Raw genomic sequence first — 24,878 nt, forward strand, 5'->3', positions numbered from 1 at the left:
GAGAGCGCTGCCGAGCGGGTATCGCCAGTCGCCAAGCATGGACGATTGGCGAAAGTGGAGATGCCAGCGGTCTTCGCCCCGCTTGCGGGGAGAAGTGGCCGGCAGGCCGATGAGGGGCTTGCAAAATTATCAACCCTTACGATCCCCGGTATAATTCGGGAGCGTCGGACCCGAAACGGGTCCCCCTTGCAGATCCGACGCTCCGGAGGGCCCAAGCCCTGCCCTCCTCCCCTCTTGACGGTGCTGCGCCGACGGCATCGAGACGAAAATCCGCAGCGTCAGCTTCCATAGATATCGAAGTCGAAATACTTCTTGGTGATCTCGTCATATGTGCCATTGGCGCGCAGCGCCTTGATCGCGGCGTTTATCTTCTCCTTGAGGGCTGTGTCCTCCTTGCGCAGACCGACGCCGATGCCCGGCCCCATGACTTCCACATCCTCAGCCACGACACCTTTCAGGTCGCAGCATTGCTTGCCCTGGTCGGACTTCAGAAAGGCGTCGAGCGCGATCGCGTCCGCCTGGACGGCATCGAGGCGGCCTGCGGCAAGATCCTGGTTGGCCTCGTCCTGGGTCTGATATTCCTTGATCTCGGCAGCATCCTTGAAGTGCTTCTTGGCGTAGGCCGAATGGATGGTCGAAACCTGAACGCCGACCACCTTGTCCTTGAGGTCTTCTGGTGTCGCCCCGAACGTCATGTCCTTGGGACCGATGATTGCAGCCGGCGTATTGTAGTACTTGTCGGAGAAGTCGATCGTCTTCTTGCGCTCCTCGGTGATCGACATGGAATTTATGATCACGTCGATCTTCTTGGTGGTCAGAGCCGGGATGATGCCGTCCCAGGCCGTGAAGGTGAGAGTGCATTCGAGCTTTGCTTCGGCGCAGAGCGCGTTGATGAAGTCGATTTCCCAGCCGACCCAGTTGCCGGAGGCGTCCGGCGCTTCGAACGGGGGATAGGGCTCCGGCGCCATGCCGACCTTGATCGGCTCGGCGCTCGCCGACGCGGCGCCCGCCAGGGCGATGACGACCGCTGCGATTGAGGTCTTCACGATCTTTCTCATTGTTCTCTCCCCTTGCATAAGCCCGACCCGTCAGTTCACGTTGCGCAGGAACTGTTTGAGCCGTTCCGACTTCGGCGCGCCGAAGACCGTTTCCGGCGGCCCCTCCTCCTCGACCAGGCCGTTGTAGAGATAGACCACATGGGTCGCGACTTCGCGTGCGAACTTCATTTCGTGGGTGACGAGGATCATGGTGCGCCCTTCGATGGCCAGGTCGGCGATCACCTTCAGGACCTCGCCGACCAGCTCGGGGTCGAGCGCCGATGTCGGCTCGTCGAAAAGCATGACCCGCGGCTTGATGGCCAGCGCCCTTGCGATCGCGCCGCGCTGCTGCTGCCCGCCCGAGAGGAAGGCGGGATAGACGTCACGCTTTTCCGAAAGACCGACCCGTTCGAGCAGTCTTTCGGCTTCGGCGATCGCCTCGGCACGCGGCACCCCCAGCACATGGACGGGCACCTCGACGACGTTTTCGATCAATGTCATGTGCGTCCAGAGATTGAAGCTCTGGAATACCATGCCGAGCCGCGAACGGATGCGCTCGATCTGCCGACGGTCGGCCGGCATGCTGTTGCCCTGGCTGTCGGCCTTCAGCCTGATCTCCTCGCCATTGACCCGGATGACACCGCTCGTCGGGTTCTCCAGGCAGTTGATGCAGCGCAACAGCGTGGACTTGCCCGAGCCCGAGCCGCCTATGATGGCTACGATGTCGCCGTCGCGTGCGAAAAGCGACACGCCTTTCAGCACGTGCAACTGACCGAACTTCTTATGGAGGTTCTCGATGTGGATCGCTTCGGCGGCGGCGCCCGACGCATCGCGCGTGGCTGGCAGGGCACCGGGAACCGTCATGCAGGGCCCGCCTGTCGAAGCCCGCGTTTGGCCATGATGGCCAGCGATTCGTGGAATTCTTTGCTCATGAACCTGCCATGCCTTGGAAATCCATTCGGCAGAATGAACCGCCGGATCGGCGGCCGTCAACCCTCGGTTCCGCCACTTGCGGCTGTTTCGCCGAAATGTTTAGAGATGTCAGACCATGAACGACGGGAGGTGTGCGTGGAGCCTGGCCGGACATTCGGTTCTCAATCCATGGCGGCGGCGCTGCGGCGCGTCTTCATGCGCTCGCCCAAAGGCGCCATGCTCGGCGCCGATCCCGAGAAATGGCACTACGGCGAGGGGTTCGACCCCGAACGCGCGACGCGCCAGCACGAGGCGCTGGCCGACCTCGTCCAAGCTTCCGGCGCCGAAATCGCGTGGCTTCCCGACGAAGAGGACGGGCTGTCGGATTCGGTCTTCACCCATGACCCCTCGATCGTAAGCGACCGCGGCGCCATCATCCTTTCGATGGGCAAGGCGCTGCGGCGCGAGGAACCCGCGTTGCACGAAGCCGCCTATCGGCGGCTCGGCGTTCCAATCGTCGGCCGTATCCAGCCGCCCGGCATGGTCGAAGGCGGCGACTGCGTCTGGATCGACAGCACGACGCTTGCAGTGGGGCGCGGCGTGCGCACCAACCAGGCCGGCATCCAGCAGCTCGCCAACATCTTGGGTCCCGATGGCATCGCCGTCTACGGCTTCGACCTGCCGCTCTGGCATGGCGAGGAGGCCTGCCTGCATCTCATGTCGGTGATCAGCCCGCTCGCCGAGGATCTGGCGCTGGTCCACATGCCGCTGCTGCCGACCGCCTTTTACCAGATGCTGAAATCGCGAGGCACCACACTGGTCGTCGGCGACACAGACGAGTTCCATTGGTCCAACGGCCTCAGCCTCAATGTGCTGCCGACTGCCCCGCGCCAGGTGATCGCCGTGGCCGGCTTCCCGAAGACCAAGGCCGCCATGGAAGCGGCCGGCTGTACGGTCAGGACCTTCGAGGCCGACGCGCTTTGCATCGCCTGCGAAGGCGGGCCGACATGCCTGACGCGTCCCATTCTGAGGCGCTGACGGACATGGCGACAGTCGGGGAAACGCTCATCTCCCTGCTCGAGGCCCATGGCGTCGATGTCGTCTTCGGCATTCCCGGCGTTCATACGGTCGAGCTCTATCGCGGGCTGGCGCGATCGCGCATTCGCCATGTGACGCCACGCCACGAGCAGGGCGCGGGCTTCATGGCCGACGGTTATGCTCGCGCGTCGGGAAAGCCCGGCGTTGCCTTCGTCATCACCGGCCCTGGTCTTACCAACGCCATCACGGCAATGGCCCAGGCCCGCGCCGACTCTGTCCCGATGCTGGTGATCTCGGGCGTCAATGCCTTGCCGACCCTCGGCAAGGGGCTCGGCTTCCTGCATGAGCTGCCCGACCAGCGCGGCATGATGGAGAAGGTGGCGCTCTTCTCGCATCGCATGGAAGATCCGGCCGAGCTGCCGGAAGTCCTCCACCGAGCCTTCACGATCTTCGCGGCGGAGCGTCCTGGCCCGATCCATATCGAGATCCCGCTCGACATGATGGGCAGGCATTGTCCTCCGCTCGCGGCGCGTCCCGTCGAGGAGATGCCTCCCTCCCCTGACGAGGCGCAGCTTTCCGAGATCGCGGCGCGAGCCGGAGAGGCCAGCCGCCCGCTGATCCTGGCGGGCGGCGGAGCGCGGCGCGCCGGTGCACAGCTCCTGCGCGTCACCGAGAAGCTGGATGCCCCCGTGGTGACCACGGCCAATGCGCGCGGCCTTCTCCACGACCATCCGCTCGGCGTCCATGCCAGCCCAAGCCTCTTCGCCGTTCGCGAATTGATGGCCGGTTCCGACTTCGTGCTCGCCGCCGGAACGGAGTTCGGCCCGACCGACTACGATATGTACGCCAATGGCGGCTTCGTCCTGCCCGCGAATCTCGCGCGCATCGACATCGACCAGGCACAGCTCGATCGCCGGCCGGCAGCGCTTTCGATCCGAGCCGACTGCGCGGCCGCTCTCGACCTGCTGGCGGAGAAGCTGCCCGCCAGCAATCATCGCGACGGGGCGGCGCGCGCGGCCGCCGCCCGCGCCGCTGCTTTCGCCGAGATCGGCGAGGAGATGCGGGGCCAGCTCGCAGCCGTGGAGATGATTCGCGACACCTTGCCCGGCGCGTTGATCGTCGGCGATTCCACCCAGCCGATCTACGCGGCCAACCTTTACTACGACCACGACCGCCCCGGCGGATGGTTCAACGCCGCCACGGGCTTCGGCGCGCTGGGCTTCGGACCGCCCGCGGCCATCGGGGCGGCCATTGCCGAGCCGGAAGCCACGGTCGTCTGCCTGTCCGGCGACGGCGGTTTCCAGTTCACCCTGACAGAGCTCGGCGCGGCGCTCGACGCCGGCGCCAGGGTGATCTTCGTCGTCTGGAACAATCACGGTTATCGCGAGATCGAGACCTCGATGCGCGAGGCCGGCGTGGAGCCTGTCGGCGTCTCCCCGGCGCCTCCGGATTTCATCGGTATCGCCGCTGCCTATCGCATGCCTGCCGAGCGGCTGACGAGGATCGATGGCCTGCCGGCGGCGTTGCGTCATGCCCACTCTACCGGCAGAGCCGCATTGATCGAGATCCTGGTTTCCTGAAAACTGCCCCGCCAGCCGCCCATATCGATCATCTTCATGTTCATCGCTGCATGAGCCGACACATCCGAGTCGGGAAACTTCAGGGAGGCAGACCCGGCCAGGGAAAGACCCGCAAACTGGACACATCTGCGCAGATTTCCTAGTTTCCGCGTTTTGCCGAAAATGGGAAAACGGTTTGTCGGAATTCTTCATCACATATCCATGGGCGGAAACATTGGTGGCCCTTGGCGGGCTTTGCCTCTCCGCCTTCGTCGCGAACTTCGTCGTCAAAGCCATTCTTCTCAGGGTTCTGGACAGGATTGTCGAGAAGACTGCGTTCGGACGGGATGAGGAACTGAAGCGTCATGGCGTGGTCGCGCGTCTGGCCAACATCGTGCCTGCGCTGGTCATCTCGTCCGGCATACTCGCCGTTCCCGGGCTTCCCGAAAGCGCTATCACCATAGTCAGAAACGTCGCCATCGCCTTCATCATCCTGACTCTGGCGCTGGCCGCCAATGCAGCCCTGAGCGTTGTCGATACGCTTTATCATCGACGCGCCGAAGCGCGTATCCGCCCCATAAAGGGTTATATTCAGGTCTCGAAGCTGGCGATCTATATCCTTGCCGCGGTTCTCATCATCGCCACGCTGCTCGACCGCTCCCCGCTCATTCTGCTGTCCGGTGTGGGCGCGATGGCCGCAGTCCTCATCCTGGTGTTTCAGGACACGTTGCTCTCCCTAGTCGCCAGCATGCAGATCGCCTCGTCCAACATGGTGCGCGTCGGCGACTGGATCGAAATGCCCAATCTCGACGCGAATGGAGATGTGGTCGAAATCGCACTCTACACCGTCAAGGTGCGGAATTTCGATAAGACCATTACGACCGTGCCGATCCGCAAGCTGATTTCGGAGCCGATGAAGAATTATCGCGGCATGCAGGAATCCGGCGGCAGGCGCATCAAGCGCGCACTCTTCATCGATCAAAATACCATCCATTTCGTGACGGCCGAAGAACACCGCCGCCTCTCCTCCATCGGCTTGCTGGCCGACTATCTCCCCAAAAAGGAAAAGGAAATCGCGGAATGGAACTCACGGCTGGGGGAGAGGGCCAACTATCCCGCCAATACCCGCCGCGTTACGAATATCGGCACGTTCAGGGCCTATGTGGAAACCTATCTGCGACAACATCCGGGCGTCCATCCCGGCATGACGCTCCTGGTGCGCCAGATGGACCCGACACCCAACGGATTGCCGCTTGAAATATATTGTTTCGCCAACACGACCGTCTGGGCGGCATACGAACAAATCCAGTCGGATATATTCGACCACCTTTACGCGATCCTGCCAGAGTTTGGCCTCCAGACTTTCCAGAATCCAAGCGGCAACGATTTCGGCAAGCTTACCGATATCGCAGCGGCGAAACTTGCATTGCGAGAACTTCGATCGCCGGAACAAACTCCTGCTCTGAAATCTCTGGCAACGTAATCGGACTCGGCTTGGATTGCTCGGTTCGGTCGGCCGGTGTCCGCGACCTGCCTTCACCACGTCGCACATGCGCTTCAGAAGGTGGATACGGCCGGTTCAGCCGCAAATACCGGGCGGGCTGGGGGCAGAAGCATTTGCCTTCCCCGCAAAACCGACTATGAAGCGGGCGACCAGCCCATTTCGGAGCCAGCCATGACAGAAATCCTCGAAACCCCGAAGCTCATCACGGTTTTCGGCGGCTCGGGTTTTGTCGGACGCCATGTCGTGCGCGCGCTTGCCAAGCGCGGCTACCGCATCCGCGTCGCCTGCCGCAGGCCCGATCTCGCCGGTCATGTCCAGCCGCTCGGCAATGTCGGCCAGATCCAGCCGGTCCAAGCCAATGTGCGGGTGCGCTGGTCGGTCGACCGGGCGGTCGAGGGCGCTAGTCATGTCGTCAATCTGGTCGCGATCCTGCATGAGGGGGGACGCCAGCGTTTCCCGACCGTTCACGAATTCGGTGCGCGCGCCGTCGCCGAGGCTGCTCGCGCGCAGGGTGCCGGCCTGACGCATGTTTCGGCGCTGGGCGCTTCGGCTAGTTCGTCCTCGCTTTATGCCCGCACCAAGGCAGCCGGCGAGAGAGCCGTGCTCGACACGGTTCCGGAAGCCGTCGTCTACCGTCCCTCGATCATCTTCGGCCCGGAGGACGCCTTCTACAATCGTTTCGCCAACATGGCCCGCTTCTCGCCCTTCCTTCCCCTGATCGGCGGCGGCACGACACGGTTCCAACCGGTCTATGTCGGAGACGTGGCCGAGGCGATCGCCCGGTCCGTTGACGGCGCCGTCAAGGGCGGCTCGATCTACGAGCTCGGCGGGCCGCAGGTGAAGACGTTCCGTGAATGCATGGAAGAAATGCTGGAGGTCATCGATCGCCGCCGCCTGCTCGTGTCGCTCCCGTGGTGGGCCGCCGAGCTGCAGGCATCGCTGCTGGGCATGCTGCCCAACCCGCCGCTCACGCGCGACCAGGTGGAGTTGCTAAAGGGTGACAACGTGGTTTCGCAGGAAGCGCAATCGGACGGTCGCACCTTCTCCGCGCTCGGCATCCAGCCGGAATCGACGGCTGCGATCCTGCCGACCTATCTGTGGGGCTATCGCCCGGCCGGCCAGTTCACGCGCATGGACAGCGCCGCCTGATCTCTGCTGTCAATCGGGCGGCATCGGCAAGTCGCGGCTCCGGCCGTGATCCGAGGAGACGATTTCCGATAAGAAGAGTAGAGTTTTACGCCGAAGCGCGCCGCTCGGAAAAAACATACCTGTGAAACCGGTAATCGACCCGCCATAAGAAGCGCGGATTGCGCGACATGGCGGAAATGGCGTCGAACCCGACCGGTTACCAGATGATAGAGAGCTGCTCCCTGTTCCGAGTGCGTTGTCGAATGTAGGTCCGACCAGACGCATGCCGTTCCCTCCATGATCGGGAACAGATTTCGAACAGCCGAGAGCACCATGTACCCATATACCGTCGTAACTCCTGGTCCAGGGGCGATCGCGCAATGACCGTCCCTCGTTCAGCATCTGCGAAAAATGATGCGTCCGTTGCCTTCGAAGGGGTTTCCAAGCATTTTGCCGCATCTGGCGAGAGCGCGACCTTCACCGCCCTGAACAATGTCAGCCTGACGGTCAGCCGTGGCTCGATCACCGGCATCATCGGGCGCTCCGGCGCCGGCAAGTCCACGCTGATCAGGCTGGTGAACGGCCTGGAAAAACCCTCGAGCGGCAAAGTGCTGGTCGACGGCATCGATGTCGGCTCGCTTGACGAGGCCGGGTTGCGGAGCCTCCGGCGCTCGGTCGGCATGATCTTTCAGCATTTCAATCTCCTTTCGTCGCGCACCGTCTTCGACAATGTGGCGCTGCCCCTCGAAATCGCCGGCATGGATCGCCACGCGATCGAAGCGCGCGTGCGGCCGCTCCTCGATCTCGTCGGTCTGAGCGAAAAGCGGGACCGCTATCCGGCGGAGCTGTCCGGCGGACAGAAACAACGCATCGGCATTGCCCGGGCACTCGCGACGGAACCGAAGCTGCTGCTTTCGGACGAGGCGACGTCGGCACTCGACCCTGAAACGACGCAGTCGATTCTCGAACTGCTGAAGCGGATCAACGCCGAATTGGGACTGACGGTCCTGCTCATCACCCATGAGATGGAAGTGGTGAAAGCCGTCACGACGGATGTCGCCGTGATCGACCGAGGCGAGATCGTCGAGCGTGGCCACACCTTCGACGTCTTTACCCATCCGCGCCACGAAACGACGCGGGCGCTCCTGTCCGGCCTGCCGGGTTCAAGGCTGCCCGATGCGGTGGCGAGGGCTCTGAAGCCCGGACCCGTCGCCGGTGGCCGCGCGGTCGTGCGGCTCACCTTTGTCGGCCCGACGGCGGAACGACCGCTGGTTTCCCAGCTCATCAAGTCGCTCGGCGCGGACGTCAACATCATTGCCGGTACGATCGACGAGATCGCCGGCAGGCCCTATGGCTCGCTCGTCGTCGCCTATGGCGCCGATGCCGAAACACTCGGGAAGGCCGAGCGCTTTTTCCGGGAAAACGGGCTGGTCACGGAGGTGCTCGGCTATGTCGCCTGATCTTCTGCTCCTCATCGGCAAGGCCACGCTCGATACCCTGCGCATGGTGGCGATTGCGGGCCTCATCGGCTCGCTGGTCGGCCTGCCGATCGGTGTTTTCCTCGCGACCAGCGGCAAGGGCGAACTCTTTCCCGCGCCCACCGCCAACCGCCTTGTCGGGCTCGTGGTGAATGCCGCTCGCTCGACTCCATTCATCATTCTCGTCGTCGCGATCATTCCGTTCACACGCCTCGTCACCGGCACGTCGATCGGAACGAAGGCGGCGATCGTTCCCTTGACCGTCGCCACCATTCCGTTCTTCGCGCGTCTGGTCGAAGCGGCGATCCGCGACATCGACAAGGGCTTGATCGAAGCGGCGCGCGCGATGGGCGCCACGCCGATGCAGATCGTCTTCAAGGTACTGCTCGCCGAAGCCCGGCCGGCGCTGACGCTGGCGCTCACCATGACCATCGTCAGCCTGATCGGCTATTCCGCAATGGTCGGCGCCGTCGGCGGCGGCGGTCTCGGCGACCTTGGCATCCGCTACGGCTATCAGCGCTTCATGCCCGACGTGATGCTCGTCGTCGTGGTGGTGCTCATCGTACTTGTGCAACTCGTGCAGGGCGCCGGCGACCGCCTGGCGCGACGGTTCGACAAGCGCAACCGCAAGACCTGAATTTTTCCTCCCGAGACCAAGGAGTCCCAAATGAAAAACATCCTATTCGCAGCGGCATTCGCAGCCCTCTCAGCGGCCGGCACGGCCCATGCCGAAACCATCAAGGTCGGCGTCACCCCCGGCCCGCATGCGCAGATCATGGAAAAGGTCAGGGAAGTGGCCGCCCCCAAGGGCCTCGAGATCGAGATCCTCGAATTCTCCGACTATGTGGTTCCCAACCAGGCGCTTGCCGATGGCGAGCTCAACGCCAACTCCTTCCAGCACAAGCCCTATCTCGACAATCAGGTCGCCGACCGAGGCTTCGACATCGTCAGCGTCGCCTATACGGTCAACTTCCCGATGGGCGTCTATTCGCGGAAGGCGAAGAGCCTGGACGAACTGCCGGAGGGCGCGACGGTGGCGATCCCGAACGACCCCACCAATGGCGGCCGGGCGCTGCTGATCCTCGCCGACAAGGGCCTGATCAAGCTCAAGGAGGGCGCCGGCCTCAAGGCCGGGCCGGCCGACGTCGCTGAAAATCCGAAGAACCTGACCTTCGCCGAGCTCGACGCCGCGCAGCTCCCGCGTTCGCTGGACGACGTGGATGCGGCGGTCATCAACACCAACTACGCGCTCGAAGCAGGTTTCGATCCCGCCACGGACCCGATCGCCCGCGAGGGCGAAAAGGCGCCTTATATCAACATCCTGGCAGTCAACAGCAAGGACAAGGACGCCGCCTGGACCAAGACGCTGGTCGAAGCCTATCACAGCGAAGCGGTCAAGGCATTCATTGACGAGACCTTCAAGGGCTCCGTCATTCCGGCCTGGTGAGGTCATGTCCCACCTGCGCGGACAGCGATTGACGGTTCGACAAGCCCCTCATCCGCCTGCCGGCACCTTCTCCCCGTAAAGAACGGGGAGAAGACCGATGTCGTCTCCGCTTTCGCCAATCGCCAACGGATGGCGACTGGCGAAACCAAAGCGGCCGTCGTATCTCTCCCCGCTCGCGGCTCTCGCATTCACACATCTTGGGAGGACACCTTGGTTGGTAAAATACATCGTGCAACCCATGGAAAGCTCAAAGAGCGGGATGGTGCCGGTGTCGATTCGGTCATTTCGTTCGTTCTGCACCGTTGGGTGGGTTGCTCAACCGTAACGGAATGGATCCTCGGATCAGCTCGCCCGCTGGCGCGGGCTCCCGTCCGAGGATGACGATTGCGTTGAAGGCCTGCCCCAAATCTCCAACATTGGCGATCGGCATCGCCATAGAAGCTTCGTCATCCTCGGGCCGGCGCCGAGCGAAGCGAAGGCGACGTGACCCGTGGATCCATTCCGTTACGGTTGGGCAACCCACCCAACGGTGCAGAACGAAGTGGCCGAACGGCAGTGACAGCAGCCATCATCCGATCCTACCGTACCGCCCGAGATGTGTGAATCCGATAGCCGTTTTTTACGGGGAGAGATGTCCGGCAGGACAGTGAGGGGCAACTCGCTGCTGCCAGCAGCCTAACCTTTTAGCTTCGCCGTCTTCTGGTCACGAAGCGGCGGGAGAAGGCATCAAGCGGGCAGCAGGCCGCCTTCCTCACCCCCAGATGTAAAGCGCGGCCAGACCCACCGCGCCGACGATGAGGCGCCACCAGCCGAACAGCGCGTAGCCGTGACGCGAGACGTAGTCGAGCAGATAGCGCACGACGATGACCGCCATGATGAAGGCCGCGATGAAGCCGGTCGTGATGATGGGCAGGTCGGCCGATGTCAGTACGGCGCGGTTCTTGAAGAGGTCGTAGGCGAATGCCCCGGCCATGGTCGGCATGGCGAGATAGAAGGAAAATTCCGCCGCCGAGCGTTTGTCGGCCCCGAAAAGCAGCCCTCCCACGATGGTCGAACCGGAGCGGGACGTACCGGGGATCATGGCAAGGCATTGGAAGAGGCCAATGCCGAGATAGACAGGCAGCGGGAAATCCATCACGTCGTGGTATTTCGGCTTGAGCGCCAACCGGTCGACCCAGAGGAGCACGATACCGCCGAGGATCAGCATGATGCAGATCAGTTTCGGCGTCTCGAACAGCACCGTCTTGATGAAATCATGCGCTAGGGCGCCGATCACGGCGGCGGGCAGAAAAGCGACGAGGATGCCGAGCACGAAACGCTGCGCCAGCCCGCTGCGCGGCAGGTCGGCCGCGAGCTTCAGAAGCTTCGACGCATAAACGCTGAGGATCGCCAGGATCGCGCCGAGCTGGATCAGCACCTCGAAGGCCTTGCCGGTCGATTGAAAGCCGAGAAAATGCCCGGCCAGCAATATATGCCCCGTCGAGGAGACCGGGATGAATTCGGTCAGTCCTTCGAGCAGGCCAAGCATGAGCGCGTCGACGATGGTCTGATTTTCCATTACTCACCCTGGAGAACACACCCTTGGGAAGGCGGAACGTTTGCTTGTCATGGCGACGAAGTGTCCCTATAGCTCGGAACGCCTCGACGGCTGGCGTGAATCGCGGCCAAGACTTACGGGCCCGGTCATCGATTGGCTAGAGCCCGTCGAAAATAACGGACCATGCTGACGCTTTTTCATCAACCCCTGTTCGCCTCCTGCCGTTTCGTACGCCTTTCCTTCGGCGAGTATGGCGAGGAGCTGGCGCTCATCGAGGAGAAGCCCTGGGCCAGGCGCAAGGAGTTCCTGACGCTCAACCCGGCCGGCACCTTGCCCGTGCTCCTGGCCGAAGGCGACGTGCCGATCGTCGGCGCTGGCGTGATCGCGGAATATCTGGACGAGACGCGCGGCGTGCTCAAGCGCGAGAGGCGGCTGCTCGCCGAGGATCCGATGGAGCGGGCCGAGATCCGCCGCATCGTCGACTGGTATCTGGTCAAGACGGAAAGCGAGGTCGCCCGGCACCTGGTGCGCGAGCGCGTGCTGAAGCCGCATATGCCCAACACGCAGGGCGGCGGCTCGCCCGATTCAGGCGCGATCCGCGCCGCGCGCTCCAACATCCGCCAGCATATGAAATACACGAACTGGCTGGCCGGCACGCGCAACTGGCTGGCCGGTCCGCGCCTGACCTATGCCGACCTCGCCGCCGCCGCCAGCCTCTCCGTCCTCGACTATCTCGGTGAGATCGACTGGACCGACTATCGCGCCGCGCGCGACTGGTACACGCGTATCAAGTCGCGGCCTTCGTTCCGGCCGCTGCTCGCCGACAGGGTGCGCGGCCTTTCCCCGGTGTCCCACTATGCGGACCTCGATTTCTGACGACAGGAATCGTCGCGGGAAGCTCCGCGATTTCATCGCGTCGGAAGCGCGACGCGCCGGCTTCGACGCGATCGCGGTCACACGGCCGGATTCCATCCCCCGGGCGCCGGCCCGCCTCAAGGAATTCGTCGCGAACGGACAGCACGGCTCCATGAGCTGGATCGCCGAGACTCTGGAACGGCGCGCCAAACCCTCGGTGCTCTGGCCGGAGGTGCGTTCGATCGTCGTGCTCGCCATGAACTACGGCCCCGGCCTCGATCCTCGCGCCCTCCAGTCCAGACGCGATCGCGCCGCCATTTCCGTCTATGCGCGCAATCGCGACTATCACGACGTGATCAAGGGCCGGCTCAAGGAGATCGCCGGCAAGATCGTCGCCCGCGCCGGCGGCGACGTGAAGGTCTTCGTCGACACCGCCCCCGTCATGGAAAAGCCGCTGGCCGAGGCCGCCGGGCTCGGCTGGCAAGGCAAGCACACCAACCTCGTCAATCGCGATTTCGGGTCCTGGCTTTTCCTCGGCACGATCTTCACCACGGCCGAGCTCGAGCCGGATGACCCCGAGCCTGACCGCTGCGGCTCCTGCCGCGCCTGCTTGGACGCCTGCCCGACCAGCGCCTTCCCCGCGCCCTACCGGCTCGATGCGCGCCGCTGCATCTCCTACCTGACCATCGAGAACAAGGGGCCTATTCCCGTCGAGTTCCGCGAGGCGATCGGCAACCGCATCTATGGCTGCGACGATTGTCTCGCCGCCTGTCCATGGAACAAGTTCGCCAAGGCCGCGTCGGAAGCGAAGCTCGCCGCGCGAGAAGACCTCAAGGCACCTGGGATCGCCGACCTCCTGGTGCTCGACGACGCGGCGTTCCGGGCGCTCTTTTCCGGCTCGCCTGTCAAGCGCATCGGCCGCGACCGCTTCATCCGCAATGTCCTGATCGCGGCGGCAAATTCCGGCGATGCTTCGCTCGCCGCGCGCTGCGAAGCGCTGATTGAGGACCAGGCGCCGCTGGTGCGTGGGGCAGCCGTCTGGGCGCTATCCAGGCTCGTGCCGGAAGACAGGCTGACTGCCGTCGCCGCGCGACGGCTGCCGGACGAGACCGACGCCGGCGTTCGCGGCGAATGGGAGATCGTGCTGAGAAGAAAGGCACCGGAACCGGCATGACGAAGAACATCTTCATTTTCGGCGCCGGTTATTCCGGCCGGGCCTTCGGAGCGATGAAGCCGGCTGAGACGGCGATCGCCGGCACCACGCGCTCCCCTGCCCGCTTCGAGACCCTGCGCCGATCCGGCATCGCGCCCCACCTCTTCGACGGCAAGTCGCTAACGCCGGAGGTCGCCGACGCGCTGGCCGAGGTGACGCATCTCGTCGTTTCCGCCGCCCCCGACGACAACGGCGACCCGGTCCTCGCAGCGGCGGCGGAAGCGATCCGGACCGGAATGCCCAATGTCGAATGGATCGGCTATCTCTCGACGGTCGGCGTTTATGGCGACCATGGCGGAGCCTGGGTCGACGAGACAAGCGAGTGCCGGCCTGTTTCCGGGCGATCTCGGGCAAGGCTCGCAGCGGAGAATGCTTGGGCCGCGCTGGGCGCGGAGACCGGCCTGCCTGTCGCCGTGCTTCGCCTTTCCGGCATTTACGGCCCTGGCCGCAACGCCTTCGTCAATCTGGAGGAAGGCTCGGCCAAGCGCCTGATCAAGGCAGAACAAGTCTTCAACCGTATCCATGTCGAGGATATAGCGGGCGTCTTGTGGCACCTGATCGGGGCCGACAGAGGCGGCGTGTTCAACGTCACCGACGATGAGCCGGCTCCGCCGCAGGATGTCGTGACATACGCCGCGGAACTGATGGGCGCCGAACCGCCGCCTGAGATTCCTTTCGAGACCGCCCAACTTTCGCCCATGGCGCGGTCATTCTATGGCGAGAACAAACGCGTCTCGAACGCCAGGATCAAGGCCGCGGGGTACCGGTTCCGCTTTCCCCATTATCGTGCGGCCTTCGAAATCATGTGGCGCGAGTCGCGCTGGAAAGGCGAAGGGGCGGCCGACGCGCGCAGCCCCATTCGTCGGGGGTAAGCCTGCCTCTCCTCGGCCGGCCTTAACCTTTAGGTAACCAGCAGGCGGGAGACTCTCCTCGCCTGTCGCGCCGGCGGAGAACGGGGAATGATCATGCTGCAGAAAATCCGGCGATTCGCGGCCTACGCCTTCGTCGCCCTTGGCGCGACCATCCTTGTGCCGGCCGAATCCACCGCGGAAGAACTCGCAAAGAACCTGTTCGGTAGCCAGAAGCTGCCGGCCGCCACGGCCGCCCGCTCCTACGGCTTCTACAGCAAGGGTTGTTTTTCCGGCGGTGTCGCCATTGCAACGGACGGCCCGACCTGGCAGGCGATGCGCCTCTCGCGCAATCGCCGCTGGGGCCATCCCGTCATGATCAACCTCATCGAGAAACTGTCGCGCGAGGCGACCGCGGATGGCTGGCCCGGCCTGCTCGTCGGCGACATCTCGCAGCCCCGCGGCGGCCCGATGCTTACCGGCCACGCCTCGCACCAGATCGGCCTCGACGCCGATATCTGGCTGACCCCGATGCCCGACCGCCGCTTGTCGGCCAGTCAACGCGAGAATATGAGCGCGACCTCGATGATCCGGAAAGGCGGGCTGACGGTCGACGAGCGTGTCTGGACATCCGCTCATGCGCGGCTCCTGAAACGCGCAGCGAGCTATCCCGAGGTGGAGCGCATCCTCGTCCATCCCGGCATCAAGAAGAAGCTCTGCGATACTGTGAAGGGCGACCGCTCCTGGCTGCGCAAGGTCCGTCCCTTCTGGGGGCACGATTATCATTTCCATATCCGCATCGGCTGCCAGCCGGGATCGTCCGGCTGCAAGACGCAGGCGACCGTTCCACCGGGCGACGGCTGCGACAAGTCGCTCGCCTGGTGGTTCACCGAGGAGCCATGGCGTCCCAACAAGAATCCGGACGCGCCAAAGGCGCGCGACCTCATGACGATGGCGAGCCTGCCCAGGGAATGCCGCGCGGTGCTGGGGGCTCCAGAGCCCGTCTCGGAAGCGGCGGTGACTGTCGGCGGCAGCGGCACGGCGGTCGCCACGGCTCCGACGACGAATGACGGAGCCGGTCTGATCGATCCGTCGGCACCCCCCATTTCCGCCAGTGCCTATGCGGCGACGCCCGACACCGGCATCCCGCTGCCGAGGCCCCGCCCGAATTGATCGGGCGGCATCGGCCGGATGCTCGGTCCGATGCCGCGCGTCGATCCCCGGGGACTTTCCTTGCAAGAGCGGCTTGGTTATAGGCTTCAACCGATTTAATCGGTTCAGCATCTCGGCATGGCCCATCGCTTTCGCCTCGCATTGATCGCACATGACGAAAAGAAGGACGACATGGTGGCCTTCGCGGTGGCCCATGCCGCTTTCCTCGAGGGCTGCGACATCGTCCCCACCGGGACGACCGGCGCTCGCGTTGCGGAAGCCTGCCCGCGCCTTTCGGTCAAGCGCCTGAAAAGCGGGCCTCTCGGCGGGGACCAGCAGATCGGGGCGCTGATTGCCGAGGGCGAGGTGGACGCCCTGATTTTCTTCGTCGATCCCTTGACGCCGATGCCTCATGACGTTGATGTCAAGGCCTTGATGCGACTGGCAATCGTTTACAATGTGCCGACCGCCCTCAATCGGGCGACGGCGGAACTGATTTTGGCAGAAGCGGCCGAAACCACCGGCCGTTCGAAAGGAACCGGCAAGAATGCCGAGCGCACATGACGACGAAACGACCCTGAAGTTCCCGATCCTGATCGGCGATATCGGCGGTACCAATGCGCGCTTCGCCATATTGGTCGATTCCTATGCGGAGCCCAAGGAATTCCCGATCGTGCGGACGGCCGACTTCGCCACGATCGACGACGCCATCCAGGCATCGATCCTCGATCGCACCTCGGTGCAGCCGCGTACGGCCGTGCTGGCCGTGGCGGGGCCGGTGGATGGGGACGAAATCGCACTCACCAACTGCGACTGGGTCGTGCGCCCGAAAGTGATGTTCGAGACGCTCGGCCTGAGCGACATCATCGTGCTCAACGATTTCGAGGCCCAGGCGCTCGCCGTGGTAGCGCTTGGCGACGAGCACATGGAGAAGATCGGCCCCGGCGAGCCCGAGGCCTCGGGCAGCCGCGTGGTGCTCGGCCCCGGCACGGGCCTTGGCGTGGCCGGGCTGATTCACGCCTGCCACCGCTGGATCCCCGTTCCCGGCGAAGGCGGACACATGGACATCGGCCCGCGCACGCCGCGTGATCATCAGATCTTCCCGCACATCGAGCCGATCGAGGGCCGCATCTCGGGCGAGCAGATCCTGTGCGGGCGCGGCCTTGTCAATGTCTACAACGCCATCGCCAAGGTCGAGAGCCAGACGCCCCGCTTCACCGCCCCGGCGGAGATCACCGGCGCCGCGCTGGAGCGCTCGGACCGGCTGGCTGAGGAGTCTCTCGAATTCTTCGTCACCTGCCTCGGCCGGACGGCGGGCGACCTGGCGCTGGTGTTCAAGAGCCGCGGCGGCGTCTATCTCACCGGCGGCATCGCCCAGAAGATCGTTCCTGCCCTGAAGGCCGGGAATTTCCGGGCAGCTTTCGAGGACAAAGCCCCGCACCGCGAGTTGCTCCGCTCCATGCCGGTCTATGTCATCACCCACCCGCTCGCCGCGCTCGCCGGCCTTGCCGCCTATGCGCGCACCCCTTCCCGTTTCGGGGTCGAAACGCACGGCCGGCGGTGGACGAAGGCATAATTCGGTGCGCCTGGCCCGGGGCTTCGATGATTGACCGTTTGCGCCGCAGACAGCCGCGGCCGATGCCGTCCATGCCAAGATCGTTGGTGTAAAGGATCGAGCGACATTTGGCATAAGCCCATTTTCCCACCACGATTGTTGTCTTCATGCCATAGGCAACCGGCCCCGATGACGTTAAGAGGTGCCGGACATTGGCGGGGCTCCCGTCGAGAGGCAGAGTGACGGCAAAGAGTTGAGTTCCATCGATAGCAAGGGCAAGCGGTCAGAGCCCGGCGAGATCGTCGCCGTCATCCGGCGCGTGCTGTCGGAAAACGGCCGCGACTATCTTCGCGACTACGTGCTGGCCATTTTTTTCCTGCTGGCGATCGCCGCGACCACGGCCTTCAGCGCCTGGATCATGCGCGACGTGATCGACGAGCTGTTCTATCGCCAGCGCTTCTATCTCATCCCGGTGATCTGCGGCGCCATCATCGTCGCCTTTACGATCCGCGGCCTGGCCACCTACGGCCAGGCCGTCATCCTGGCCAAGATTGGCAACAATCTGGTCGCCCGTTATCAGCGCCGCATCTTCGACCACCTGATGAAGCTCGGCATCAATTTCTTCACCGATACGCGCTCCGGCCAGCTCGCCGCCCAAATCAACCAGAACGTCTCCGGCATCCGCGACCTGCTCAGCATGACGCTGACCGCGATCGCCCGCGACGCCGTTTCACTGGTTGGCCTCGTCGCCGTGATGATCATGCAGGACCCCGTTCTGTCACTCGCGGCGTTGATCATCGCCCCACCGCTCATCTATTCGGTCAATTACATCATGCGCCGGCTGCGCCGGGTGACCCGCGAATCCGTCGAGATCAATTCGCGGCTGATCGGTGCCATGCAGGAGGCGACGCAGGGCATCGCCATCGTGAAGGCCTTCACGATGGAGGAGCAGCTCTCCAGGAAGATCGCCGACCTGGTGGAAAGCGCCGAGGGGCGGGCCAACAAGATCGCCCGCGTCTCGGAGCGCGTCAGCCCGATCGCCGAGGTCCTGGCCGGCTTCGCCATCGCCGGCGTCATTGCCTATGCCGGCTATCGCGCGGCCTACGCACAGCAGCCGCCTGGCGCCGTCTTCGCTTTCATCACTGCCCTGCTCCTGGCTTATGATCCGGCCAGGCGGCTGGCGCGCGTGCAGGTCAATCTCGAGCGCTCGCTGGTCAATGCCCGCATGATCTACGAGATCCTCGACATCGAGCCGCGACAGCGCGACAGGCTCGACGCCACGGAACTCGTGGTCGAAAGGGGCGACATACGTTTCGAAGACGTGACCTTCGGCTACAACAAGGGCCTGCCGGTGCTGCACAAGGTCAGTTTCCTGGCCGAGGCCGGCAAGACGACGGCAATCGTCGGAGGCTCGGGCGCCGGCAAATCCACACTGGTGGCGCTGCTCCAGCGCTTCTACGACGTCGACGACGGCCGCATCGCCATCGACGGCCAGGACATCGCGATGGTCACCAAGCGGTCGCTGCGTCGCTCGATCGCCTATGTCTCCCAGCAGCCCTACCTGTTCGAAGGCACAATCCGCGACAATATCCGTTACGGCCGGGCCGACGCCACCGACGAGGAGATCGAGGCCGCGGCAAAGCTCGCCCAGGCCGACGGCTTCATACGTCAGCAGCCGCACGGCTACGACACTCTGGTCGGCGAAAACGGGGTGACCCTCTCGGGCGGGCAGAGGCAGCGCCTGTCGATCGCGCGCGCCATCGTGCGCCAGGCGCCGATCCTGCTGCTCGACGAGGCGACATCGGCGCTCGACAACGAATCGGAGGCCCTCGTCCAGGAAGCGTTGACCGAGGTGATGAAGGGCCGCACGACGATCGTCATCGCGCACCGCCTTTCCACCGTCATCAACGCCGATCATATCGTGGTGCTGGAACACGGCAGGCTTGTCGAGGAAGGCACGCACCGCTCGCTGCTGGCGGATCGGCACAGCGTCTATGCCCGTTTCCACCGGCTACAGGGTGAGACCGGGCTGAGCCTCGTCGACGACGTCAAGCAGTTGCAGTCCGAAAAGAAACACCATGTCGGGAGCAAGTCATGAGCAGCATGGGTCTTGTCGTGGTCGGGGCCGCCGGGCGCATGGGTCAGGCGCTGATCCGCGCCATCCATGAAACGACCGGCGCCCATCTCGCCGGCGCGATCGAGCGGCAGGGTTCCCCGCATATGGGCAAGGATGCCGGGATGCTCGCCGGCGTCGGGCCGCTCGACGTGGCGATTTCCGACGACCCGCTTCCGGTCTTCGCCAAGGCTGACGGCGTGCTCGATTTCACCGCGCCGGCGGCGAGCGTGGAGTTCGCCGGCTATGCCGCGCAGGCCCATATCGTGCATGTCATCGGGACGACCGGCTGTTCCGCCGAGGACGACACCAGGATCGCGGCGGCGGCTCGCCATGCCAGGATCGTCAAGTCCGGCAATATGAGCCTGGGCGTCAATCTCCTTGCGGTTCTGGTCGAGCAGGCGGCGCGGGCGCTGGGGCCGGAGGACTTCGACATCGAGATCCTCGAGATGCATCACAAGCACAAGGTCGACGCGCCCTCCGGCACGGCCATCCTGCTCGGCGAGGCCGCCGCGGCGGGCCGAGAGATCGACTTGGCGCCTCATAGCGTGCGCGTGCGCGACGGCCATACCGGGCCAAGGCCGGCCGGCGCCATTGGTGTCGCCACGCTGCGCGGCGGCAGCGTCGTCGGTGATCACTCGGTCATCCTGGCCGGCCCCGGCGAACGCATCGTGCTGTCGCATCATGCCGAGGATCGCTCGCTCTTCGCGCGCGGCGCCGTCAAGGCCGCGCTGTGGGCCTGGGACAAGAAGTCGGGCCTCTATTCGATGCGCGACGTGCTCGGTCTTTCCTGACCTCACCCAGCTTCATCGCCACACCCGAAAGGAAGAAAATGTCCGGAACACTCGTGCTTGTCCGCCACGGTCAGAGCGACTGGAACCTGAAGAACCTTTTCACCGGCTGGCGTGACGTCGACCTTACCGAACAGGGCCATGCCGAGGCGAAGGCTGCCGGCGCGAAGCTGAAGGCGAAGGAACTGAAATTCGACATCGCCTTCACCTCGGCGCTGATCCGGGCCCAGAAGACCTGCCAGCATATCCTCGACGCCGTCGGCCAGAGCGATCTGAAGACCGTCCGCAACATAGCGCTCAACGAACGTGACTATGGCGACCTCTCCGGTCTCAACAAGGACGACGCCCGGGCGAAATGGGGCGAGGAACAGGTCCATGTCTGGCGCCGTTCCTACGATGTGCCGCCTCCCGGCGGCGAAAGCTTGAAGGACACCGGCGCGCGTGTGTGGCCCTATTACCTCCACGACATGCAGCCGCATGTGCTGCGCGGCGAGACGGTGCTGGTCGCCGCCCACGGCAATTCGCTGCGCGCGCTGATCATGGCGCTCGACGGGCTCACCGGCGAGGAGGTCGTGAAGCTCGAACTCGGCACGGGCGTTCCGATCATCTATCGGCTCAATGCCGACTCCACGGTCGCCTCGAAGGAAATTCTCGCCTGACAGGCGGCCGCGGCGAAGTGTCGGGCGACAAAGGTGAAAAGCGAGAAAAAAGCGCGTTGACACTTGTCGCCCGCCCGCTTACATCAGCGGCCACCAGCCCAGATGGCGGAATTGGTAGACGCGCACGGTTCAGGTCCGTGTTCCGCAAGGAGTGGAGGTTCGAGTCCTCTTCTGGGCACCATTCCCTTCAGCGCATCAGCGAAGTTGGTTTGCTGATCGCGCATTCTCACCTCACTGAAGCAGCGCTAACCCGACAGAAAGCGCCTCCGACAAAATTAGGCCGCCTGTAGCGCATCGATTGTCGCAAGCTCTTCCTTGTGGCGACCACCGCCATCTTGATATCGTTCCGGCCTGCATGTTCGTCCGGAATTCGAGCGTCGGGCCGCATAACTTGGATAGATGCAGGGGGAGCGGCTTGCTTCAGCCATGGCGCGATTGAGGGTTCGGAGGCTACTATGGACCGGGGTGAACTCATTCTCGAGGCCATTCGAAAGCTTTACGATGTAGTTCTCGAGCCGGACGGGTGGGAAAAATCCTGCCCACGGTGGTCTCCACGGTTGGCGGCAACAGCACACTCTTTCTTGATCAGGATTTGCGCACCGGATGCGTTAAGTCCGCGACCGGTTGCGGTCTTGCACCGGAACTCCATGCCGCGTTCGCGCCGGCGTGCGAAGCTGGCATGTTGGCGCCTTGGATGGATAACCTCGGGTCTGGCATCGCTCGGCGAAGCTCCGCCGTGATCTCCGACCGCGCTTTTGCGAGCAGTGATTTCTACGAAAAAACCGTTCGCCCGACAGGCACGTTCCATAGCGCGACGGCAGCATTGGATTATGCGGCAAGCCATCGTGGTTTCATCGCCATCGGCAGGCGGTTGGGCAGTGACGACTACGATTCCCAAAGCATCGAGGTACTGCAGGTGTTGGTGCCGCATCTCGTCACCGCCTTGCGTGTGCGCCACCAACTTGGCGATGCCGAGTTGCAAACCCGCAGCGCCTACGCGATGTTGGATCGCCTCGATGCCGGCATTGTCCTGACTGACGCGTCCGCACGCCCGCGATTCGTCAATGCGCGCGCCGGGGCCATTGCTGCCGAGGGCGATGGATTCTGTCTCGGCTCGCGCGGAATTGCCGCGGCGTTGCCGACAGAAACCCGCGCACTTCGACGCGCCATCGCAGCCGCGGCAACCATCACCACGAAGTTGACCCAGAGCGACACAACCGACACAATCGTCCAGTCCGCTACATCGGCCATGCAGACGACGTTGCCCCTGTCGCGCCCCTCCTTGCGCCCCCCGCTCACCGCGTTCGTGATGCCGTTGAGCGAAGCAATGCTTGAGGGCACAACAGGGGCTCTAAGCCAAGTCGCCGTGTTCCTGATCGAGCCAGACCGTCCGCCCGAGATTGACACCCGCGCCTTGGGCGAGACCTATCGTCTGGCGCCGCGCGAAATACAGGTCGCCACGCTGTTGGCGCAAGGGCGCACCCTCGCGGAAATCGCATGCCAACTCGGGATCGGTCTTGGCACGGTGCGCGAGCACCTGAAGCGTGTCCTCGCCAAGACCGAAACCCGTCGTCAAGCCAACCTTGTCAGGCTCCTTTTGCGCGCGTTCGTGAAACCTGTACGCTAAAGCATGTCGCGCGAATTGGGATTCCCCCGACATGCTTTAGCTGTTGTTTTTGCATGTCCTTTGCCCAAAACCGCTGCACACTTTTGGGCGACATGCATTCGAACATTCTGCAGTCAGGTGTAATCACCTGACGCCGCACAAATAGGGCAGAAACAAATAGATGGAGCGGTCGCGCGAACGCATGCCGCTGTAATGAATCCCGCATGGCTCCCAAATGGGAGCCGCGCGCCTGTCTTCTTATGGGCAGAATGACCTCCTGCGGACGTGATCGAAGATGTCCGGTACGGAGTGGCAGGCCATGAAATCCCTATCGTAGGCGCCGGGATCGGCGGTTTCACGACAGCTCTGGCGTCGCATGATCCCGGCATCGAGTCCGAAATGACCCCGGTGCCGGCGTCACGGTGCTGACGCATGCCACCAAAGAGCCGATCTCGATTCGACTGCTTCCGGAACTCGATCGCGTGGGTACCCGCACCACGAGCAGACTTACGGCAACCGCTTATCAACGCATCGAAACGAATGAAAAGGAGAACAGCAATGTCCAGAATGATTTTCGTAAACCTGCCTGTAAAGGATCTGGCTGCCGCGACCCATTTCTATAAGGCGATCGGATGTGAGAAGAACGAACAGTTCAGCGATGAGAACGCAGCCTCGATGGTCTGGTCAGATACCATCACCTTCCAGCTGCTGACACAGGATTATTTCGCGACCTTTACGCCGAACCCGATCGCCGACGCGCAGAAGACGACCGAAGTGCTGATTGCACTCTCATGTAACAGCCGCAAAGAGGTCGACTCCTTGACCGAAGCTGCGGCAGCTGCCGGCGGCAAGGTAGATGTCCGCGAACGCCTGGACATGGGCTTTATGTACAACCGCGCCTTTGCAGATCCGGACGGCCACATATTCGAGTCCGTGTGGATGGATTTCCAGGCTTCATCCGCCGCACCGGACCAATAGCACGCCAAGGCTCAGGTCCGGTGCCATCGCGACAAGGTCGGCGTCATGCGCCGAGCACCTCCGCCCAGCATGGGGATGAAGCGACCGTGAGCACACGACCGAGGATGGACAGCGGGATCGAAGGCGATACGGCCGCAGCGCGGTCGGTCGCGGCGGCGATGTTGGCGGAAATCATCGATCTCGCCGACCGGCACAAGGCCGAGGGCGACCGGCTGCGGCAACTGCCGCCGGCGCTCGCCGAGGCCTTTCATCGCCACGACGTTTACAGGCTGATCCTGCCGCGCGACCTCGGCGGCGGGGATGTGGATCCGCTCGACTATCTCGATCTCGTGGAGAGGGTCGCCCGCGTCGACGGATCGACCGCCTGGAACCTCGCCATTGGGGCCGGCAGCGGACTTTATGTCGGTTATCTCCCGGTCGAGCGAAGCCGCCCGATGTTCGCCGACACGCGCTCTTGCATCGCCGGCGCCTATGCGCCTTTCGGACGTGGCGAGATCGTTGAAGGCGGTTATCGGGTCAGCGGACACTGGGGCTGGGCAAGCGGAGTGGCCCAGGCGCGCTGGATGGTCTTCGGCTTCCGCGTCGTTGCGAAGGACGGGGTGGATGGGGCGGACGAGAAGCCGCTCGAGGTGCGTCAGGCGCTGGCTCCGCGCGGGGCGTTCCGCGTGCTCGACACCTGGAATGTGAGCGGCATGCGTGGCACCGGCAGCACCGAATACGAGGTCGACGACCTCTTCGTGCCCTCCGACATGACCTTCCGGCTATTCCTCGACGAGCCGAAACACCCCGCACCGGTCTTCCGGCTTCCGGGCGCGTTCTTCGGCTCGGCCGTCGCGAGCGTCGCGCTTGGTATCGGTCAGGGCGCAACCGAGGGCCTGAAGCAGCTTGCGGCGGTTAAAGACGGGTTTCTGGGCCGCAACCTGCTTCGGGAGCAGGCCTACGCGCAGTATGCCGTAGCCAAGGCCGAGGCGCTCGTCGAGTCGGCCAACCTCTACCTGCGCGACGCGATAGCCGATATCTGGCACAGCACCCTGGCCGGGCGCGAGATCGATCCGGCGCACCGCAGGCGTGCTCGGCGCGCCTGCGTGCAGGCGGCCGAAGCGAGTGCCGAAGCTGTCGACCTGTGCTGCCGCGCCGCCGGCGGGCACGCACTGTTCCAATCGCAACCCTTCGAGCGCGCCTTGCGCGACGTCCGTGCCGCCATTGCCCAGATCACTCTGCAACGCGCCGCCATGGAAGATGCGGGCCGCACCGCCTTCGGTCTGAAGCCACTTTCGCCGGTCTTCTGAGAGGGATGTGGGAATCAAAGGAACGCCTGCCGTTACCGGACCGTGGCCCTAACATCTGGGGATAATCGCGAGTGTCTAGTTCGCATGGCAGTTGAGCATAGTAGTTTCAGCAGGAAGCGATTCGCTCCTGAATCATTATTGCCCTGACATACTGTTTCCCCCTGATTCGAAACGTGTTG

The 24,878-nt window shown here is 63.9% G+C and carries 22 protein-coding genes and 1 tRNA gene; 20 read left to right on the forward strand and 3 right to left on the reverse strand.

Annotation, left to right across the window (positions count from 1 at the left end; genetic code table 11):
- Positions 1 to 278 precede the first annotated feature (278 nt).
- Both ACCO56_RS24895 and ACCO56_RS24900 read right to left on the reverse strand, forming a co-directional pair.
- Complete coding sequence (locus ACCO56_RS24895) at positions 279 to 1,058, reverse strand: transporter substrate-binding domain-containing protein (protein ID WP_433643585.1); 780 nt, start codon at positions 1,056 to 1,058, stop codon at positions 279 to 281.
- Between the two features lie 30 nt (positions 1,059 to 1,088).
- Positions 1,089 to 1,901 carry an ABC transporter ATP-binding protein gene (locus tag ACCO56_RS24900; RefSeq protein WP_433643586.1) on the reverse strand — a complete coding sequence of 271 codons (813 nt, stop codon included), beginning with the start codon at positions 1,899 to 1,901 and terminating at the stop codon, positions 1,089 to 1,091.
- Between the two features lie 237 nt (positions 1,902 to 2,138).
- Here ACCO56_RS24900 and ACCO56_RS24905 point away from each other — a divergent pair, with 237 nt between their 5' ends.
- The 7 genes from ACCO56_RS24905 (at position 2,139) to ACCO56_RS24935 (ending at position 10,103) form a co-directional block, all read left to right on the forward strand.
- Positions 2,139 to 2,987, forward strand: a complete 849-nt coding sequence (locus tag ACCO56_RS24905; protein ID WP_433643785.1) for a dimethylarginine dimethylaminohydrolase family protein — start codon at positions 2,139 to 2,141, stop codon at positions 2,985 to 2,987.
- Between the two features lie 5 nt (positions 2,988 to 2,992).
- Entirely contained in the window at positions 2,993 to 4,567 is a 1,575-nt protein-coding gene (locus tag ACCO56_RS24910; RefSeq protein WP_433643786.1) for a 5-guanidino-2-oxopentanoate decarboxylase, read from the forward strand.
- A gap of 175 nt (positions 4,568 to 4,742) precedes the next feature.
- Complete coding sequence (locus ACCO56_RS24915) at positions 4,743 to 6,029, forward strand: mechanosensitive ion channel family protein (protein ID WP_433643587.1); 1,287 nt, start codon at positions 4,743 to 4,745, stop codon at positions 6,027 to 6,029.
- 192 nt (positions 6,030 to 6,221) lie between these two features.
- Positions 6,222 to 7,199 (forward strand): complex I NDUFA9 subunit family protein, encoded by a 978-nt coding sequence (locus ACCO56_RS24920; RefSeq protein ID WP_433643588.1) that lies wholly within the window; start codon positions 6,222 to 6,224, stop codon positions 7,197 to 7,199.
- Between the two features lie 359 nt (positions 7,200 to 7,558).
- Positions 7,559 to 8,638 carry a methionine ABC transporter ATP-binding protein gene (locus tag ACCO56_RS24925; protein WP_433643589.1) on the forward strand — a complete coding sequence of 360 codons (1,080 nt, stop codon included), beginning with the start codon at positions 7,559 to 7,561 and terminating at the stop codon, positions 8,636 to 8,638.
- Positions 8,628 to 9,293 (forward strand): methionine ABC transporter permease, encoded by a 666-nt coding sequence (locus ACCO56_RS24930; RefSeq protein WP_433643590.1) that lies wholly within the window; start codon positions 8,628 to 8,630, stop codon positions 9,291 to 9,293. Before ACCO56_RS24925 ends, ACCO56_RS24930 begins: the two co-directional genes overlap by 11 nt.
- Before the next feature lie 30 nt (positions 9,294 to 9,323).
- Complete coding sequence (locus tag ACCO56_RS24935) at positions 9,324 to 10,103, forward strand: MetQ/NlpA family ABC transporter substrate-binding protein (RefSeq protein WP_433643591.1); 780 nt, start codon at positions 9,324 to 9,326, stop codon at positions 10,101 to 10,103.
- A gap of 751 nt (positions 10,104 to 10,854) precedes the next feature.
- Here the strand turns inward: ACCO56_RS24935 and ACCO56_RS24940 are convergent.
- Positions 10,855 to 11,661: an undecaprenyl-diphosphate phosphatase gene (locus ACCO56_RS24940; protein ID WP_433643592.1), complete on the reverse strand. Its 807-nt coding sequence runs from the start codon at positions 11,659 to 11,661 to the stop codon at positions 10,855 to 10,857.
- Between the two features lie 162 nt (positions 11,662 to 11,823).
- On the opposite strand from ACCO56_RS24940, the gene ACCO56_RS24945 reads away from it, so the two are divergent.
- From ACCO56_RS24945 to ACCO56_RS25005, 13 genes are all read left to right on the forward strand, one after another.
- Positions 11,824 to 12,516, forward strand: a complete 693-nt coding sequence (locus tag ACCO56_RS24945) for a glutathione S-transferase family protein (RefSeq protein WP_433643593.1) — start codon at positions 11,824 to 11,826, stop codon at positions 12,514 to 12,516.
- Entirely contained in the window at positions 12,497 to 13,669 is a 1,173-nt protein-coding gene (queG, locus tag ACCO56_RS24950; protein WP_433643594.1) for a tRNA epoxyqueuosine(34) reductase QueG, read from the forward strand. The genes ACCO56_RS24945 and queG overlap by 20 nt, the downstream gene beginning before the upstream one ends.
- The gene (locus ACCO56_RS24955) at positions 13,666 to 14,580 is read left to right on the forward strand and encodes an SDR family oxidoreductase (protein WP_433643595.1); all 915 of its coding nucleotides are present in this window, start codon (positions 13,666 to 13,668) and stop codon (positions 14,578 to 14,580) included. The genes queG and ACCO56_RS24955 overlap by 4 nt, the downstream gene beginning before the upstream one ends.
- A gap of 93 nt (positions 14,581 to 14,673) precedes the next feature.
- Positions 14,674 to 15,729 (forward strand): penicillin-insensitive murein endopeptidase, encoded by a 1,056-nt coding sequence (gene mepA / locus ACCO56_RS24960; RefSeq protein WP_433643597.1) that lies wholly within the window; start codon positions 14,674 to 14,676, stop codon positions 15,727 to 15,729.
- 117 nt (positions 15,730 to 15,846) lie between these two features.
- Positions 15,847 to 16,272, forward strand: a complete 426-nt coding sequence (locus tag ACCO56_RS24965) for a methylglyoxal synthase (RefSeq protein WP_433643598.1) — start codon at positions 15,847 to 15,849, stop codon at positions 16,270 to 16,272.
- Complete coding sequence (locus ACCO56_RS24970; RefSeq protein ID WP_433643599.1) at positions 16,256 to 17,284, forward strand: glucokinase; 1,029 nt, start codon at positions 16,256 to 16,258, stop codon at positions 17,282 to 17,284. The genes ACCO56_RS24965 and ACCO56_RS24970 overlap by 17 nt, the downstream gene beginning before the upstream one ends.
- 232 nt (positions 17,285 to 17,516) lie before the next feature.
- Positions 17,517 to 19,361 carry an ABC transporter ATP-binding protein gene (locus ACCO56_RS24975; protein WP_433643600.1) on the forward strand — a complete coding sequence of 615 codons (1,845 nt, stop codon included), beginning with the start codon at positions 17,517 to 17,519 and terminating at the stop codon, positions 19,359 to 19,361.
- Positions 19,362 to 19,366: 5 nt separating this feature from the next.
- Entirely contained in the window at positions 19,367 to 20,170 is an 804-nt protein-coding gene (dapB, locus tag ACCO56_RS24980; RefSeq protein ID WP_433643787.1) for a 4-hydroxy-tetrahydrodipicolinate reductase, read from the forward strand.
- A 38-nt stretch (positions 20,171 to 20,208) separates the two neighbouring features.
- Positions 20,209 to 20,826, forward strand: coding sequence for a 2,3-bisphosphoglycerate-dependent phosphoglycerate mutase (locus ACCO56_RS24985; RefSeq protein WP_433643601.1), 618 nt, complete (start codon positions 20,209 to 20,211; stop codon positions 20,824 to 20,826).
- A gap of 96 nt (positions 20,827 to 20,922) precedes the next feature.
- Positions 20,923 to 21,007 (forward strand) — tRNA-Leu (locus ACCO56_RS24990).
- A gap of 342 nt (positions 21,008 to 21,349) precedes the next feature.
- On the forward strand, positions 21,350 to 22,453 hold the full coding sequence (locus ACCO56_RS24995; RefSeq protein ID WP_433643602.1) for a helix-turn-helix transcriptional regulator: 1,104 nt from the start codon (positions 21,350 to 21,352) through the stop codon (positions 22,451 to 22,453).
- A 537-nt stretch (positions 22,454 to 22,990) separates the two neighbouring features.
- Positions 22,991 to 23,410, forward strand: a complete 420-nt coding sequence (locus tag ACCO56_RS25000) for a VOC family protein (RefSeq protein ID WP_433643603.1) — start codon at positions 22,991 to 22,993, stop codon at positions 23,408 to 23,410.
- A gap of 86 nt (positions 23,411 to 23,496) precedes the next feature.
- Positions 23,497 to 24,699, forward strand: a complete 1,203-nt coding sequence (locus ACCO56_RS25005; RefSeq protein ID WP_433643604.1) for an acyl-CoA dehydrogenase family protein — start codon at positions 23,497 to 23,499, stop codon at positions 24,697 to 24,699.
- Positions 24,700 to 24,878 lie beyond the last annotated feature (179 nt).

The organism is Mesorhizobium sp. 1B3 (genome assembly GCF_050958605.1).
Classification (GTDB): domain Bacteria; phylum Pseudomonadota; class Alphaproteobacteria; order Rhizobiales; family Rhizobiaceae.